The sequence below is a fragment of the Pseudomonas sp. MONT-RG-20F-20-E-7-02 genome (genome assembly GCF_022662395.1).
Taxonomy (GTDB): Bacteria; Pseudomonadota; Gammaproteobacteria; order Pseudomonadales; family Pseudomonadaceae; genus Aquipseudomonas.
The window spans coordinates 29,548-43,182 of record NZ_JAKNQN010000004.1 but is presented as its reverse complement, the minus strand read 5'-3'; the positions used below and the strand labels follow the sequence as shown (position 1 = coordinate 43,182).

General features: G+C 60.4%; 12 protein-coding genes. 8 read left to right on the top strand and 4 right to left on the bottom strand.

All coding sequences use genetic code 11. From position 1 onward, the window contains the following. Window positions 1-6 precede the first annotated feature (6 nt). Window positions 7-936: a zinc ABC transporter substrate-binding protein gene (locus L8I05_RS13140; RefSeq protein ID WP_242169429.1), complete on the top strand. Its 930-nt coding sequence runs from the start codon at window positions 7-9 to the stop codon at window positions 934-936. A 106-nt stretch (window positions 937-1,042) separates the two neighbouring features. On the opposite strand, the gene L8I05_RS13135 is transcribed toward L8I05_RS13140, so the two are convergent. Both L8I05_RS13135 and L8I05_RS13130 read right to left on the bottom strand, forming a co-directional pair. Continuing rightward, on the bottom strand, window positions 1,043-1,996 hold the full coding sequence (locus tag L8I05_RS13135) for a homoserine kinase (protein WP_159953515.1): 954 nt from the start codon (window positions 1,994-1,996) through the stop codon (window positions 1,043-1,045). Between the two features lie 56 nt (window positions 1,997-2,052). Beyond that, window positions 2,053-2,343 carry a DUF2782 domain-containing protein gene (locus L8I05_RS13130; protein ID WP_083355922.1) on the bottom strand — a complete coding sequence of 97 codons (291 nt, stop codon included), beginning with the start codon at window positions 2,341-2,343 and terminating at the stop codon, window positions 2,053-2,055. A gap of 74 nt (window positions 2,344-2,417) precedes the next feature. On the opposite strand from L8I05_RS13130, the gene polA reads away from it, so the two are divergent. Beyond that, a complete protein-coding gene (polA, locus tag L8I05_RS13125) occupies window positions 2,418-5,198 on the top strand; it encodes a DNA polymerase I (RefSeq protein ID WP_242169427.1) in 2,781 nt (926 codons plus the stop codon). 268 nt (window positions 5,199-5,466) lie between these two features. Here the strand turns inward: polA and yihA are convergent, their stop codons facing one another. Beyond that, window positions 5,467-6,108 (bottom strand): ribosome biogenesis GTP-binding protein YihA/YsxC, encoded by a 642-nt coding sequence (gene yihA / locus L8I05_RS13120; RefSeq protein WP_042943980.1) that lies wholly within the window; start codon window positions 6,106-6,108, stop codon window positions 5,467-5,469. A gap of 192 nt (window positions 6,109-6,300) precedes the next feature. Here yihA and L8I05_RS13115 point away from each other — a divergent pair, with 192 nt between their 5' ends. From L8I05_RS13115 to L8I05_RS13090, 6 genes are all read left to right on the top strand, one after another. Further along, the gene (locus L8I05_RS13115; RefSeq protein ID WP_159953517.1) at window positions 6,301-6,522 is read left to right on the top strand and encodes a c-type cytochrome; all 222 of its coding nucleotides are present in this window, start codon (window positions 6,301-6,303) and stop codon (window positions 6,520-6,522) included. A 33-nt stretch (window positions 6,523-6,555) separates the two neighbouring features. Then, window positions 6,556-7,182: a cytochrome c4 gene (locus L8I05_RS13110; RefSeq protein ID WP_159953518.1), complete on the top strand. Its 627-nt coding sequence runs from the start codon at window positions 6,556-6,558 to the stop codon at window positions 7,180-7,182. 169 nt (window positions 7,183-7,351) lie between these two features. Beyond that, window positions 7,352-7,990 carry a thiol:disulfide interchange protein DsbA/DsbL gene (gene dsbA / locus L8I05_RS13105; protein WP_197626208.1) on the top strand — a complete coding sequence of 213 codons (639 nt, stop codon included), beginning with the start codon at window positions 7,352-7,354 and terminating at the stop codon, window positions 7,988-7,990. Window positions 7,991-8,000: 10 nt separating this feature from the next. After that, window positions 8,001-8,879 (top strand): endonuclease/exonuclease/phosphatase family protein, encoded by an 879-nt coding sequence (locus L8I05_RS13100; protein WP_242169425.1) that lies wholly within the window; start codon window positions 8,001-8,003, stop codon window positions 8,877-8,879. Beyond that, complete coding sequence (locus L8I05_RS13095; protein WP_242169422.1) at window positions 8,876-10,945, top strand: diguanylate cyclase; 2,070 nt, start codon at window positions 8,876-8,878, stop codon at window positions 10,943-10,945. The genes L8I05_RS13100 and L8I05_RS13095 overlap by 4 nt, the downstream gene beginning before the upstream one ends. 88 nt (window positions 10,946-11,033) lie before the next feature. Next, window positions 11,034-11,810, top strand: coding sequence for an N-acetylmuramoyl-L-alanine amidase (locus L8I05_RS13090; protein ID WP_242169420.1), 777 nt, complete (start codon window positions 11,034-11,036; stop codon window positions 11,808-11,810). A gap of 28 nt (window positions 11,811-11,838) precedes the next feature. On the opposite strand, the gene L8I05_RS13085 is transcribed toward L8I05_RS13090, so the two are convergent. Then, window positions 11,839-13,626, bottom strand: a complete 1,788-nt coding sequence (locus L8I05_RS13085; RefSeq protein ID WP_242169418.1) for an ATP-binding protein — start codon at window positions 13,624-13,626, stop codon at window positions 11,839-11,841. Window positions 13,627-13,635 lie beyond the last annotated feature (9 nt).

Sequence of the window (13,635 nt, the reverse complement as noted above, 5' to 3'; positions counted from 1 at the left end):
CATTGAGTGGTCATCGTGTCCCGACTTTTTCCCGTTTTTGTCGTATTTGTCACCAGTTTGTTCATCGCCGGGGCGGCTCAGGCCGAGGTCAAAGTGCTGACCAGCATCAAGCCGTTGCAGTTGATCGCCGCGGCGGTACAGGACGGCGTGGCCATTCCGGAGGTGTTGTTGCCGCCCGGCGCTTCGCCGCACAACTATGCCCTGCGCCCATCCGACGTACGGCGCGTGCAATCGGTGGACCTGCTGTATTGGATCGGCCCGGACATGGAAAGCTTCCTGCCGCGCGTGCTCAAGGGGCGTAGCCTGCCGACCGTGGCCGTACAAGACCTGCCGGGGATGAAGCTGCGTCGTTTCGCCGAAGATAGCCACTCGCACGCCGATGATGCCGACGAACATGACCACGATCATCGCCCAGGGAGCCTGGATGCGCACTTGTGGCTTTCGACGGTCAACGCGCGCGTGATCGCTGCGCGCATGGCGGCTGACCTCAGCGCTGCCGACCCGGCCAATGCGGCGCGGTATCAAAGCAACGTGAAGGCGTTCGATGAGCGCCTGGATGCGTTGGATGCCCGGTTGAAAGCGCGCCTGGCGACGGTGGGTGATAAGCCTTACTTCGTGTTCCACGAAGCCTTTGATTACTTCGAAGATGCTTACGGGCTCAAGCACACCGGCGTGTTCAGCGTCGCCGCAGAAGTGCAGCCAGGCGCCCAGCATGTGGCGGCGATGCGCACGCGGTTGCAGGAAGTAGGTAAGACCTGTGTGTTCAGCGAGCCGCCATTGCGCCCGCGTTTGGCCGAAACCCTGGTGGCCGGGTTGCCGGTGAAGCTGGCGGAGCTGGATGCGCTGGGTGGTTACACCCCGGCGACCGCGCAGGGTTATGAGCAGGTGCTGGAAAAGTTGGGGAACGACTTGGCCGGGTGCCTGGAGTCGCTCTAGCAGGAGACGCATAACTGATGTGGGAGCTGGCTTGCCTGCGATGGCGGTGTATCAGTCGACATCGCTATCGCAGGCAAGCCAGCTCCCACATTGACCGGGTCGGTCTTTAAAGTGCGAACGGCAGGTGGACAGTCACTTGCTGACGCTGCGCCAGCCGATGCTCGAACTCGGCCGGGTCATGAATCAGCACATCCTGCCCGGCAAACGATTCAGCGGCGATCAGCCGCGACAGCCAGAACCGCACGCACGCCACCCGCAACATAGTCGGCCACAGCTCGGCTTCCTTCGCCGTAAACGGTCGCAGACCCGCGTACGCACCCAGCAGTGCCCGAGCGCGTTGCCCATCGATCACGCCATCGGCGTCCGAACACCAGTCATTCAAAGCGATCGCCACGTCGTACAGCATCGGGCCCGAGCAGGCGTTGTAGAAGTCGATCAGCCCGGTCAGGTGCGTGCCTTCGAACATCGCGTTGTCGCGGAACAGGTCGGCGTGAACGTTGGCGCGCGGCAGTGCGAGGATCTCGGCTTTGTGGGCTTCGATCTCGGTCAGCGCGTCTTGCAGCAGGTGTTGCTGGGCGTCGTTGAGGTGCGAAATCAGCTGCGCACCTTCGGTGAGCATCCAGTCCAGCCCGCGATCCGTCTTGCGTTCCAGCACTTTCTCGCCTTGAGTGGCCAAGTGCAGATGGCCGAGCAGGTCGCCGACCTGGGCGCAATGCTGGGCGTTGGCGTCCTTGATGTGCTTGCCGGCCAGGCGTGGTTGCAGCAGCGCCGGTTTGCCCTTCAGCTCGCGAAGGGCTTCGCCGTCGGTGGTGCGCAAGGCGTAAGGCACCGGCAGGTCGGCGTCGTGGAGCACGTCGAGCAGCTCGATGAAGAACGGCATTTCTGCGACCGGGCCGCGCTCAACCAGGGTCAGGACGAATTCGCCCTGTTCCAGGCTGATAAAAAAATTGGTGTTTTCGCTACCGGCGGCAATCCCCTGGAAATCAAGCAGGCGGCCGAGCCCGTAAGGGGCGAGAAAGGTTTCCAGCTCGGGCCGAGCCAGCGGGGTGAACACAGACATGGTTAAAACTGCCAGTACGGGCGCCGCGATGGGCGGCGCCAATTTAAATTAAGAAATCATTTCCATTCGAAGATCTTCCATGACGGGATCAGCATATCCGGCTGGTCAGAACGGATGAAGTTCGCATCGGTTCCGTCCGCGCGCACCAGGAAATACGGTGGCGCGCCCTTTACGGTGACCTTGATTGCGTACAGGAAACCGTTTTGGCGGTACTCCTGGATGGTTCTGTCACCTTCGGTGCGGATCGTGACTTCCGGGTCTCCCGAGGGTGCGCTGTCAGCTGCCGTGGCGGCCAGCGGCAAGAACGCAATCAAGCCGGTCAACAACAGGCGATTTACTGTACGCATGATAACCTTGTCCCTTTGTCGTCATTGGTCCGGCTATTCTAGCGCCTGACCCGCCGAAAAGGTTGATCCTGCTCATGAGCCAAGCCCCCCTCGTCCTGGTGGACGGTTCTTCTTATCTGTACCGCGCCTTCCACGCGCTGCCACCGCTGACCACCTCCAAAGGCCTGCCGACCGGTGCGGTCAAGGGCGTGTTGAACATGCTCAAAAGCCTGCGCAAGCAGTATCCGAACAGCCCATTCGCCGTGGTGTTCGACGCCAAGGGTGGGACCTTTCGCGATGACATGTACGCCGAATACAAGGCCAACCGCCCGAGCATGCCCGATGACATGCGCCTGCAAATCGAGCCGCTGCACCAAAGCGTGATCGCCCTGGGCTTCCCGTTGCTGTGTGTCGAAGGCGTCGAGGCCGATGACGTAATCGGCACCCTGGCCCGCAGCAGTGCGGCGGCGGACCGCCCGGTGGTGATTTCCACGGGTGACAAGGACATGGCGCAGCTGGTCGACGGGCACATTACCTTGGTCAACACCATGACCGGTAGCGCGATGGACATCGAGGGCGTGAAGGAGAAATTCGGTGTCGCTCCCGAGCAGATCATCGATTACCTGGCACTGATGGGCGATTCGTCCGACAACATCCCAGGCGTTCCGGGCATTGGTCCGAAGACCGCTTCCGGCCTGCTGGTGGGCGTTAACGGCGGCCTCAAAGAGCTTTATGAGCAGTTGGATATCGTGCCGACCCTGCCGATCCGCGGGGCCAAGAACCTGCCGGCCAAGCTGGAAGAGCACAAGGAAATGGCGTTCCTGTCCTATCAGCTGGCGACGATCAAGATCGATGTGCCGCTGGACGTGGGGCTGGAAGATCTGCACTTGGTTGAGCCGAACCGCGAGAAGCTGCTGGAGCTGTATACGCTGCTTGAGTTCAAGAGCTGGATTGATGAAATTCAGCGCGATGCCAAGCGTGTTGAGCTCAAGGCCCCGGCCGCTGAAGCGGTCGTTGAGGTGGTTGAGGCTGCGCCTGTGGAGACGTCCTACACCACGATTCTTGACCAGGCGACATTCGATAGCTGGTTGAAGAAGCTCAACGAGGCCAAGTTGTTCGCATTCGATACCGAAACCACCGGGATCGACGCACAACAAGCGCAGTTGGTTGGGGTGTCTTTCGCCGTACAGCCTCACGAAGCGGCCTACATCCCGCTGACCCATTCCTACGTCGGCGCACCGCAGCAGTTGGATCGTGACACGGTTCTACTGGCGTTGAAGCCGCTGCTGGAAGACCCGAGCAAGCTCAAGGTCGGCCAGCACGCCAAATTCGACATGAACATCCTGGCCAATTGCGCCATCGGTGGCGACCCTGCGCACGGCATCACGGTGCGCGGTATCGCCTTCGACACGATGCTTGAATCCTACGTGTTGAATTCCACCGCGACCCGCCACGACATGGACAGCCTGGCCAAGAAGTACCTGGACTACGACACCGTCAGCTTCCAGGACATCGCCGGCAAAGGCGCCAAGCAGCTGACCTTCGACCAGATTGCACTTGAACAGGCCGGCCCGTATGCCGCCGAAGATGCCGACGTGACGCTGCGCCTGCATCAGGCCTTGCACGCACAACTGGCAGCCATACCGAGCCTGGCCAGTGTGCTGACCGATATCGAAATACCACTGGTGCCGGTGCTCGCGCGTATCGAACGCCAGGGCGCGCTGGTGGATAAGGCGCTGCTGGGCATCCAGAGCATCGAACTCGGTAACAAGATGGTTGAGCTGGAGCGCCAGGCGTTCGAGATTGCCGGTGAAGAGTTCAATCTGGGTTCGCCCAAGCAACTGGGGGCGATTCTCTACGAGAAACTCGGTTTGCCGGTGCTGAAAAAAACTGGCAAGGGCCAAGCGTCTACAGCTGAAGAAGTGTTGGCCAAGTTGGCTGAGGATGACTTCCTGCTGCCCAAGGTGCTGATGCAGTACCGCAGCATGAGCAAGCTGAAAAGCACGTATACCGACCGCCTGCCCGAACAGATCAACCCGCGTACCGGGCGTATTCACACGTCTTATCATCAGGCGGTGGCCGCGACCGGGCGCTTGTCTTCGAGCGATCCGAACCTGCAGAACATCCCGGTGCGCACTGCTGAAGGGCGGCGCATTCGCCAGGCATTTGTAGCACCCAAGGGCTACAAGCTGCTGGCGGCGGACTATTCGCAGATCGAGCTGCGGATCATGGCGCACTTGTCCAAGGACGAGGGCTTGATGAATGCGTTCCGCAACGACCTGGATGTGCATACCGCGACGGCGGCCGAGGTGTTCAAGGTTGAACTGGCTGAGGTGACGTCCAATCAGCGTCGCAGCGCGAAGGCGATTAACTTTGGCCTGATCTACGGGATGGGCGCGCAGAAGCTCGGCAAGGACATTGGCGTCGATACCAAGACCGCCAAGGCCTACATCGATGTGTACTTCGCGCGCTACCCAGGCGTTCGCGAGTACATGGAGCGCACGCGTGCTCAAGCTGCCGACCAAGGCTATGTGGAAACCTTCTTCGGGCGCCGGCTGTATTTGCCCGATATCAACTCCAACAAGCCACAGGAGCGCGCGGCCGCAGAACGCACGGCGATCAACGCGCCGATGCAGGGCACGGCGGCGGACATCATCAAGAAGGCCATGGTGCTGGTGGACAACTGGCTGACCGAGTCGGGCCTGGATGCCAAGGTCATCCTGCAAGTGCACGATGAACTGGTGCTTGAGGTGCGTGAGGACTTGGTGGCAGAGGTCAGCGAGAAGATTCGCGAGCACATGAGCGCGGCGGCCAAGCTGGATGTGCCGTTGGTGGTGGACGTGGGCGTAGGCGACAACTGGGACGAGGCGCACTGATTTCGCGGCTCTGCCATTGCTGAGGTGATGGCAGAGCGCTTTAGATCAGAAAGCGCTGCGAGTTATTTCCAATAGTTTTTTGAGCGTGCCGGAACTTAACCTGTGAACTGCTACTCAGAGTTACTGAATGGGTGGTGAAGCCCTTCAATGCTCCTATGTTGTGTTAAGTGTTGGCAGATATCTGGACCCCGCCCTAGCGGTCCGGAACTTGGACCCCGAACTTCCCCTCCCCATACGAAGTCCGGGGTTTTTTTTGCCTGCAGAAAAGTTACTCGGCGATTTCCGCGCCCTTGTCCGCCAATTCCATCCAGCCGGCCAATACAGTGTAGGCATCTTCCAGACCCATGCGCTTGGGGGCCGAGAACAGTTGGATGGTGATCGCATCGCCCCAACCCTTACGGATTTCGGACTGCACTTTGAGCAAGGTGTTCTTGGCGGCGCCGTAGGTGAGCTTGTCGGCCTTGGTCAGCAGGATGTGCATCGGCATGCCGCTGGCGACGGCCCAATCGAGCATCAGCAGGTCGAAGTCGGTCATTGGATGACGGATGTCCATCATCAGAATCAAACCCTTCAAACTCTCCCGACCACCCAGGTAAGCCTCGAGGTGACGCTGCCAGTGCAGCTTCAACGGGATAGGTACTTTTGCGTAACCGTAGCCCGGCAGGTCGACCAGACGCCGATCATCGTCTAGCTTGAAGAAATTGAGAAGTTGCGTGCGGCCCGGGGTTTTCGAGGTGCGCGCCAGGCTGGCGTGGGTCAGGGTGTTCAGCGCGCTGGATTTACCGGCGTTGGAACGGCCGGCAAAGGCAACTTCAAAGCCTTCGTCATCTGGGCATTGGTCAACTTTGGCGGCGCTGAGCATAAACGTGGACTGTTGGCACAGGCCGAGGATGGGATTCTTGAGTTGCATGAGATTTCCGATGTGGGCGGTGCCGAAAAAGGGTGCGGCAAGCGGTGTCGTTTCCGTTTCAGTAGCGCCAGTATATAATGCCGCAGATTTTGTGTGTGCTTTGTCCCAGCGAAGGATGAAGTTCACGGGAGCGAAAGACCTTCATTGCGCATTAGAACGCAAAACGCTCTCAAACCCTGAAAAGGTCGATGTATGACCCGTTGGTTGCTCGCTTTCGGTGTCCTGGTTCCGCTTTACGGCGCTCAGGCTACACAGGATCCCGAGGCGCTGTACAACCGAGTTTGCGTGGACACGCTGGTGCAACACGTGACCCAGGGTTTCAAGGCAATGCCGCCGCGTGGTTTGTGCATGGACTGCAGTACTGAGGATTACCAGGCCATCATTGAGTTGATGGTGAGTAAACCCGGTAGATAACTCTTAAACCCTTAGCCGTAGTTGGATTAGCTGATGAACAAACTGATCGTGAGTCTGCTGTTGACCTTGGGCATCACCGGTGTTGCCCATGCTGCAGGCGACGCTACAGCGGGTCAGGCGAAAGCCGCCGTGTGTGGTGCTTGCCATGGACCGGATGGCAATAGCCCGGCGCCGAACTTCCCCAAACTCGCAGGCCAAGGTGAGCGTTACCTGACCAAGCAGATGCACGACATCAAGGACGGCAAGCGCACGGTGCTGGAAATGACCGGCTTGCTGACCAACCTCAGCGATCAAGACCTGGCGGACATCGCGGCATATTTTGCCAGCCAGAAGGGCAGTGTGGGAGCTGCTGATCCGAAACTGGTCGAGAAAGGCCAGGCATTGTTCCGGGGCGGCAAGCTCGCTGATGAGCAGCCTATCGGCGGTATGCCGGCATGCAAGGCTTGCCATATTCCGGACGGTGGTGGTGTCGCAGCAGCAGGCTTCCCTCACTTGAGTGGGCAGCACGCTCAGTACACGGCCAAGCAATTGAAGGATTTCCGCGAGAAGGTTCGTTATATCGATGGCGATGCCGGTAACAAAATGATGACCGACATTGCGGCCAAACTCTCGGATAAGGACATTGAAGCGCTGTCCAGCTATATCCAGGGCCTGCATTGATCCAGGCAGTACGTTAACGCTCGATTAATCCATCGATGCAAGCATAAAAAGGGTGGCTTAGGCCGCCCTTTTTTGTGGCCGGTGCCGTTACACTAACGAACTCATGCCCGCGTAGACCTGTCACACCTAAAGGTCGCGTGAGGCGACTTTATTTGTCCAGGAGTAAAGCATGCGTAATCTGATCCTCAGCGCCGCTCTCGTCACTGCCAGCCTCTTCGGCATGACCGCACAAGCTGCCGATAATGTGCCGCTTGAAGCCGGTAAAACCTACGTTGAATTGGCCAACCCGGTCCCGGTTTCGGAGCCAGGCAAGATCGAAGTGGTGGAGCTGTTCTGGTATGGCTGCCCGCATTGCTACGCCTTTGAGCCGACCATCAATCCTTGGGTCGAAAAACTCCCGTCCGACGTGAATTTCAAACGCATCCCGGCCATGTTCGGCGGCCCATGGGATGCCCACGGCCAGCTGTTCCTGACCCTGGAAGCCATGGGTGTGGAGCACAAGGTCCACAACGCTGTATTTGAAGCCATCCAGAAACAAGGCAAGCGCCTGACCAAGCCAGAAGACATGGCTGACTTTGTCGCCACCCAAGGCGTCGATAAGGACAAGTTCCTGGCCACCTTCAACTCCTTCGCGATCCAGGGCCAGATCAAACAGGCCAAGGAACTCGCGCAGAAATACGGCGTGCAGGGCGTACCGACCATGATCGTCAACGGCAAATACCGTTTCGACCTGGGCACTACCGGTGGTCCTGAGCAAACCCTCAATGTTGCCGACCAACTGATCGCCAAAGAGCGCGCAGCCAAGTAAGGGGCCTACCATGCGCCGCTGGGGTACTGAACGTGTGGTTGGCCTGCATGATCCGCAGGTCAACGAGCACCACCTGGAGTCCACAGGCCTGCCGGCAGACAGCCGCCTGCGCCTGCTCAGCTTCAATATTCAGGTGGGTATCAGTACTGAAAAGTACCGGCACTACCTCACCCGTGGCTGGCAGCATTTGCTGCCGCACAACGGACGGGCCGGTAACCTGCAAAAGATCGGCAACCTGCTGAATGACTTCGACCTGGTCGCCCTGCAGGAAGCCGACGGCGGCAGCATACGCTCCGGCTACATCAACCAAGTGGAACACCTGGCTCAGCTTGGAGCGTTCCCGTATTGGTATCAACAACTCAACCGCAACCTCGGGCGCCTGGCGCAGCACAGCAATGGTGTGCTCAGCCGCTTGAAGCCGACCGCTATCGAAGATCATCCGTTGCCGGGTCCGAAGGGGCGCGGGGCGATCCTCGTGCGTTTCGGCGAAGGCCCGGAAGCCTTGGTGGTGGTGATGATGCACCTGGCGCTCGGGGGGCGTACGCGCAACCTGCAGCTTGCCTACATTCGTGAATTGATCGGCAACTATAAACATCAGGTGTTGATGGGTGACATGAACACCCATGCCAATGACCTGCTGCAGAATTCCCCGTTACGGGACCTCGGGTTACTGGCCCCGCAAGTCGAAGCCACGTTTCCCAGTTGGCGCCCGCAACGCTGTCTTGACCATATCCTGCTCAGCCCGACCCTCACGCTCGAAAGTGTGCAGGTACTGGCGCAGCCCATCTCCGATCACCTGCCGGTCGCGGTAGAGATTCGTCTGCCGGGTTCGCTCACGGCTGATGCATACCCCGCATTGAGCCCAGGCACCAGCGGACCCCTTGCATGAGCGACGACGCCCAGCGTTGGAAAGAGAAATACCTTAAAAGCATCGAGCAGCAAGACAAGCTCGAACGCCGCTGGGCTGCCCGCCTCGATCTGCTGCGTCGTGGGCTGGTGCGCAGCACCCTGGCGGCTGAAGGGACCGACCGTGCGGTGGACCAATGCATGAAGGAGATGCGCGACGTCGTGCGCACCGACGACATGGACGCCGCCCTCGCCGCCTTGCTGCCGCGCCTGGAAAAAGCCGTACTGGATTCTGAGCAACGCCGCGAAACCCGGGTCGACCAGATCAGCACCGCGCTCACCGCCCTGGTCGCCCAGTTGCAAAAGCTACCGCTGCCGCGCGAGGTGGCCCGCCCGCTGAAAACCTTCGCCAAGCAGCTGGATGGCCGAGTCGGGCAGGCGCGGGAGATCCCGCTGTTGCTCAGTGAATTGAGCAGCCTGCAGGGGCAGGCACTGAATAACCTGGAGCCGGAGGGTGAAACCCCGCGCGCCGGGCCGGGCCTGCTGCAACGCCTGTTTGGCACCAAAGAGGTTTCAAATGACGCGCCGGTAGTCGACGCCGCGCCACTGGCTGCCCCGGAGCCCGTTGCGCCAAAGCCCGCTGCACCCAAACTCGCCCCTGAGCCGCAGGAGCCGGTGCAATCGGAAGAGCTGACCCAAGCCTTGCGAGCTTTCGCGCCGCTGGCGCAAGCACAGGCGCCCGCGCCTGCTGAGCCGGCTGAACCCGTCAAAGTGGCAGAGTTGGCCGGCGAAACATTTGTGTTCGAGGCGCCCGCGCCGGTCGAGGCAACCGCCTTGTCTATCGAGGTACCTGCGCCCGAAGTGCAGGAGCCGCTGGTCGAGGAAGCCGCACCCGAAAGCGCCCTCGCCGCGTTTATTGAGGCACCGCAAGCTCAGGTCGATACGCCGGATGAAACGACCATTGGCAGTTTGTCCCTTCCGCCCGTGCTGGAAAGCCCCGAGCCCGACCCGGATGCGCTGCAAGCGGACGGCACCTACGCCCTGCCCGACTCGCCCGAGCCGTCCTATAGCTCGGTCGCCAAGCATATCGAAGACACCTTGCTCGGCCTGCTGGAGGACTTGTCGCTGCCCGAGCGCCACCGCCCCCAGGCCGAAGCCATGCGCGAGCGACTGGCCCACGGCTTGAACTGGTACGAACTGCTGCCGATCCTCGATGACCTGGCCGTGCTCATGCTGGCGATCACCGACAGCGGCCAGCATGAGTTCGAGGCTTATCTCAAGCAGCTCAATGAGCGCCTCGAAGCGTTCCAGGGTCATCTGCAAGTGGCCAGTGACGGTCACGCCGACAGCCGCTCCGCGGCGCGGGAGCTGGACACGCAGATTCGTGAACAAGTCGATGGCCTGCAAAGCAGTGTGCAGGACGCGGCCGACCTGGACAGCCTCAAGCATGTGCTCGAAAGCCACCTTGAAGGCCTGCTCGGCACCATGGACCAGCACCAGCAGCAACGTGACCAGCGCGAGCAGGAAGTGGCCGCACGCCTTAAAGGCCTGGCTGAGCGTGTGGCGAACATGGAGCAGGAAGCCCAAGGCTATCGCGAGCATCTGGAGGTACAACGCCAGAAGGCTTTGATCGATCCACTTACCGGTCTGCCCAATCGTGCGGCCTGGAGTGAACGCCTGGACCATGAAGTGAATGCCTGGCACCAGCGCGGTAACAGTCTGTCGCTGGCTATGCTGGACCTGGATCACTTCAAGCGTATCAACGACGGCTACGGCCACTTGGCCGGCGACAAGGTGCTGAAGATCATCGCCAATGTGCTGCGTAAGCGCCTGCGCCCCAGCGACTTTATTGCGCGGTTTGGCGGTGAAGAGTTTGTGTTGCTGATGCCCGACTCAGCCTTGGCGGATGCCCTGGACGTGGGTGAAGTGCTGCGCGCCGCGATCGAGGCGTGCCCGTTCCACTTCAAGGGCGAGCCGGTGACGATCACGGTGTCGATGGGCGTGGCGCAGTTGCAGCCGGGTGAGCGCAGCGAATTAGCGCTCAAGCGTGCCGACGAAGCGCTTTATCGGGCCAAGGCGGCGGGGCGTAACCAGGTGCAGGCGGCCTAAAAGATGTTCCATTTTGTAATTTGACCGCCCAGCAACAATCGGTACGTTACACTGTTGCATTATCGTCTTCAGCGTAACGTCTTCCGCCATGAAATCCATTTACTTCGCCTTCGTCTTTCTCCTGCTTGCCGGCTGCGCCAGCGGCCCACGGCTGGACACCAACCATCCTTCGGTCAACCACGACAACCGCGTGCAGTTCGTCGTTGTCCATTACACCTCAACCAACCTTGAACGCTCCCTGGCGCTGCTGACGCACGGCCAGGTCAGCAGCCATTACCTGATCGGCGACGACGCCTCCGGCACCATCTACAAGCTGGTGGATGAGAGCCAGCGCGCCTGGCACGCCGGCGAAAGCGAGTGGATGGGCCGCACCTGGCTCAACTCCAGCTCTATTGGCATCGAGATCGTCAACCCGGGTTATCGCGACACACCCACAGGCCGCGTCTGGTATCCGTATTCCGAGGCGCAGGTGCAGTCGCTGGTGGTGTTGCTCAAGGACATCAGCAAGCGCAATGGCATTGACCCCAAGAACATCATTGGCCATAGCGATATTGCACCGTTGCGCAAGCTCGACCCGGGCCCGTTGTTCCCGTGGAAGCGCCTGGCCGCCGAGGGCTTGGGGGCCTGGCCAGATGCTCAGGCCGTGGCGCGGTTCCAGATGCAGTACGCGGCGGACCTGCCGAGCGTTACCTGGTTCCAGGAAGAATTGGCGCGTTTGGGCTACCAGACGCCACAGACCGGTGAGCTGGATGTCGCCACGCGGCATGTGATCGCGGCGTTCCAGATGCACTTCCGGCCGTCGCTGTTTGATGGCACGCCGGATGCTGAAAGTGCCGCCATCCTGCGCGCGTTGAACCGTAGTTAAGCGTGTAACCCGATTCAAAGTTGCCAGATTACAGCGGCAACGCCATGTAGAACTGCGTCCCCTGCCCCGGCCGCGAATACACGCCCATGCGGCCGCCGTGCAGCTGCACAATCTCTTTGCACAGCGCCAGCCCGAGGCCGGCGCCGCCTTTCTTGCGGCCCACCTGCACGAAGGGTTCGAAGATCCGACCCTGCTGGCCATAGGCGATGCCTTCGCCGTTATCCTCGACGCTGATAATCACCCGCTCGCCATGGCGGCGCGCCTGCAGGCGAATCTGCCCGCCATCAGCGGTATGGCGTAACGCGTTGCCTAACAGGTTGTCGAGCACGCGCTCCAGCTGCGCTTGGTCGGCGTACAACCTGGGCAAGTCAGCCTGGGCTTCCACCAGTAATTCGATATTTTGCGCATTTGCCGGCTCTGCGAAGCGTGCGCGTGCGTGTTCCAGCAAATCGGTGACGTCGCACGGCCCCAACGTGAGTTTTTGCAGACCATTCTGGTAGCGCGAAAAGTTGAGCAAGTCGTTGATCAACTGCATCAAGCGCTGCATTTCTTCATTGACGGTGTCCAGCAGGTCCGCTTCGCGGGAGTCGGCGGGAAACTTCGCTCGCTCGCGAAACAGGCCGAAGGCCATGTGCATGCCGGTCACCGGCGTGCGCAGTTCGTGAGAGGCGCGCAATACGAATTCACTGCGCACCCGTTCGAAGGCGCGCTGCTCAGTGACGTCATGCAGCACCATCACGGCGCCGAGAATGTGCCCCTGTGTATGGCTGACTGGTGTCAGGCTATAAGTCAGCAGGCGCAGTTCGCCCTCGACTTCCACTTCCAGGTCTTCCGGTGCCCGTTCCAGGTTGCCGCCGCGCAGTACCAGTTGCAGCTGTTCATCCATTTCGGGGCGGCCCAGTGCCTCGCCCAAGCCCTGGCCCAAACGATCTTCGTCCCAGCCGAGCTGACGCTGCGCCACAGGGTTAAGGTGTTCCAGGCGCCCTTGGCGGTCGATCATCAACAAGCCATCGTCGATGCTGTCGAGCACCGCTTGCAAGCGCTGCTGGCCGGCCAGTAATTCATCGACATTGGTTGCCTGATGCTGGCGCAAGGCCTCGGCCATGATGCCGAAGCGTCGGGTCAGCTGGTTCATTTCCGCTGCCGACGAGATCGGCAGCGTCACCTCGAAATCGCCCTGCCCGATCTTGTCGGCGGCTTTGGCCAAGGCTTCGATCGGCCCACCGAAACGGCGGGCAATGCCGTGGGCGGTGACGAAGCCGATGATCAAAACCGCCAGCCCGACCAGCCCCAGAAGACCGGCAATCAATAGCGCCCGGTTGCGGGACTTGTGTTCGCTGGCGTTGATGTTTTCTAGGGCGTGCTTGTGCTCTGCGATCAAGCCGCTGCGCAATGCATTGAAGGTTTCGGTGAGTTTCTGGTTTTTATTGTTCGCCAGGGAGCTTTGCTGGGCCTCGTCAAACGCCTGGAGGAAGCTTAGATAATCCAGGCGTGCCTGGCTGAACCCACTGGTTTTGCCGTCTTGTTGTTCGTGGGCGATACCCTGATCCAGCAGCGCGAAATACTGCTGTTTTGAGGTCTGCAGCGCCACGGGGTCCGGTTGTTCCTCAAGCATCAGGATCAACTGGTCCCCCAGGGTCTGGCGCAGCTTGAGACCCAGGTCCAAGGTGATGAAGTTGCTGCGGATCAGCGACTCCTGGCTCTTGGCCATTTGCATAACACTGACCAGTCCCAGGACCAGTCCCAGCAGGGCGACGGTGATCAGCGCTGAGATACTCAGGAACAAACGAGTGCGCAGTTTCATCGCTAGCTTCATAGGGTACAG

What these genes read in the sequence shown, in the direction of transcription:
- L8I05_RS13085 (WP_242169418.1), bottom strand. Translation starts at nt 13,626, where the DNA reads ATGAAGCTAGCGATGAAACTGCGCACTCGTTTGTTCCTGAGTATCTCA.
- L8I05_RS13135 (WP_159953515.1), bottom strand. Translation starts at nt 1,996, where the DNA reads ATGTCTGTGTTCACCCCGCTGGCTCGGCCCGAGCTGGAAACCTTTCTC.
- L8I05_RS13100 (WP_242169425.1), top strand. Translation starts at nt 8,001, where the DNA reads ATGCGCCGCTGGGGTACTGAACGTGTGGTTGGCCTGCATGATCCGCAG.
- dsbA (WP_197626208.1), top strand. Translation starts at nt 7,352, where the DNA reads ATGCGTAATCTGATCCTCAGCGCCGCTCTCGTCACTGCCAGCCTCTTC.
- yihA (WP_042943980.1), bottom strand. Translation starts at nt 6,108, where the DNA reads ATGCAACTCAAGAATCCCATCCTCGGCCTGTGCCAACAGTCCACGTTT.
- L8I05_RS13095 (WP_242169422.1), top strand. Translation starts at nt 8,876, where the DNA reads ATGAGCGACGACGCCCAGCGTTGGAAAGAGAAATACCTTAAAAGCATC.
- L8I05_RS13115 (WP_159953517.1), top strand. Translation starts at nt 6,301, where the DNA reads ATGACCCGTTGGTTGCTCGCTTTCGGTGTCCTGGTTCCGCTTTACGGC.
- L8I05_RS13130 (WP_083355922.1), bottom strand. Translation starts at nt 2,343, where the DNA reads ATGCGTACAGTAAATCGCCTGTTGTTGACCGGCTTGATTGCGTTCTTG.
- L8I05_RS13110 (WP_159953518.1), top strand. Translation starts at nt 6,556, where the DNA reads ATGAACAAACTGATCGTGAGTCTGCTGTTGACCTTGGGCATCACCGGT.
- L8I05_RS13090 (WP_242169420.1), top strand. Translation starts at nt 11,034, where the DNA reads ATGAAATCCATTTACTTCGCCTTCGTCTTTCTCCTGCTTGCCGGCTGC.
- polA (WP_242169427.1), top strand. Translation starts at nt 2,418, where the DNA reads ATGAGCCAAGCCCCCCTCGTCCTGGTGGACGGTTCTTCTTATCTGTAC.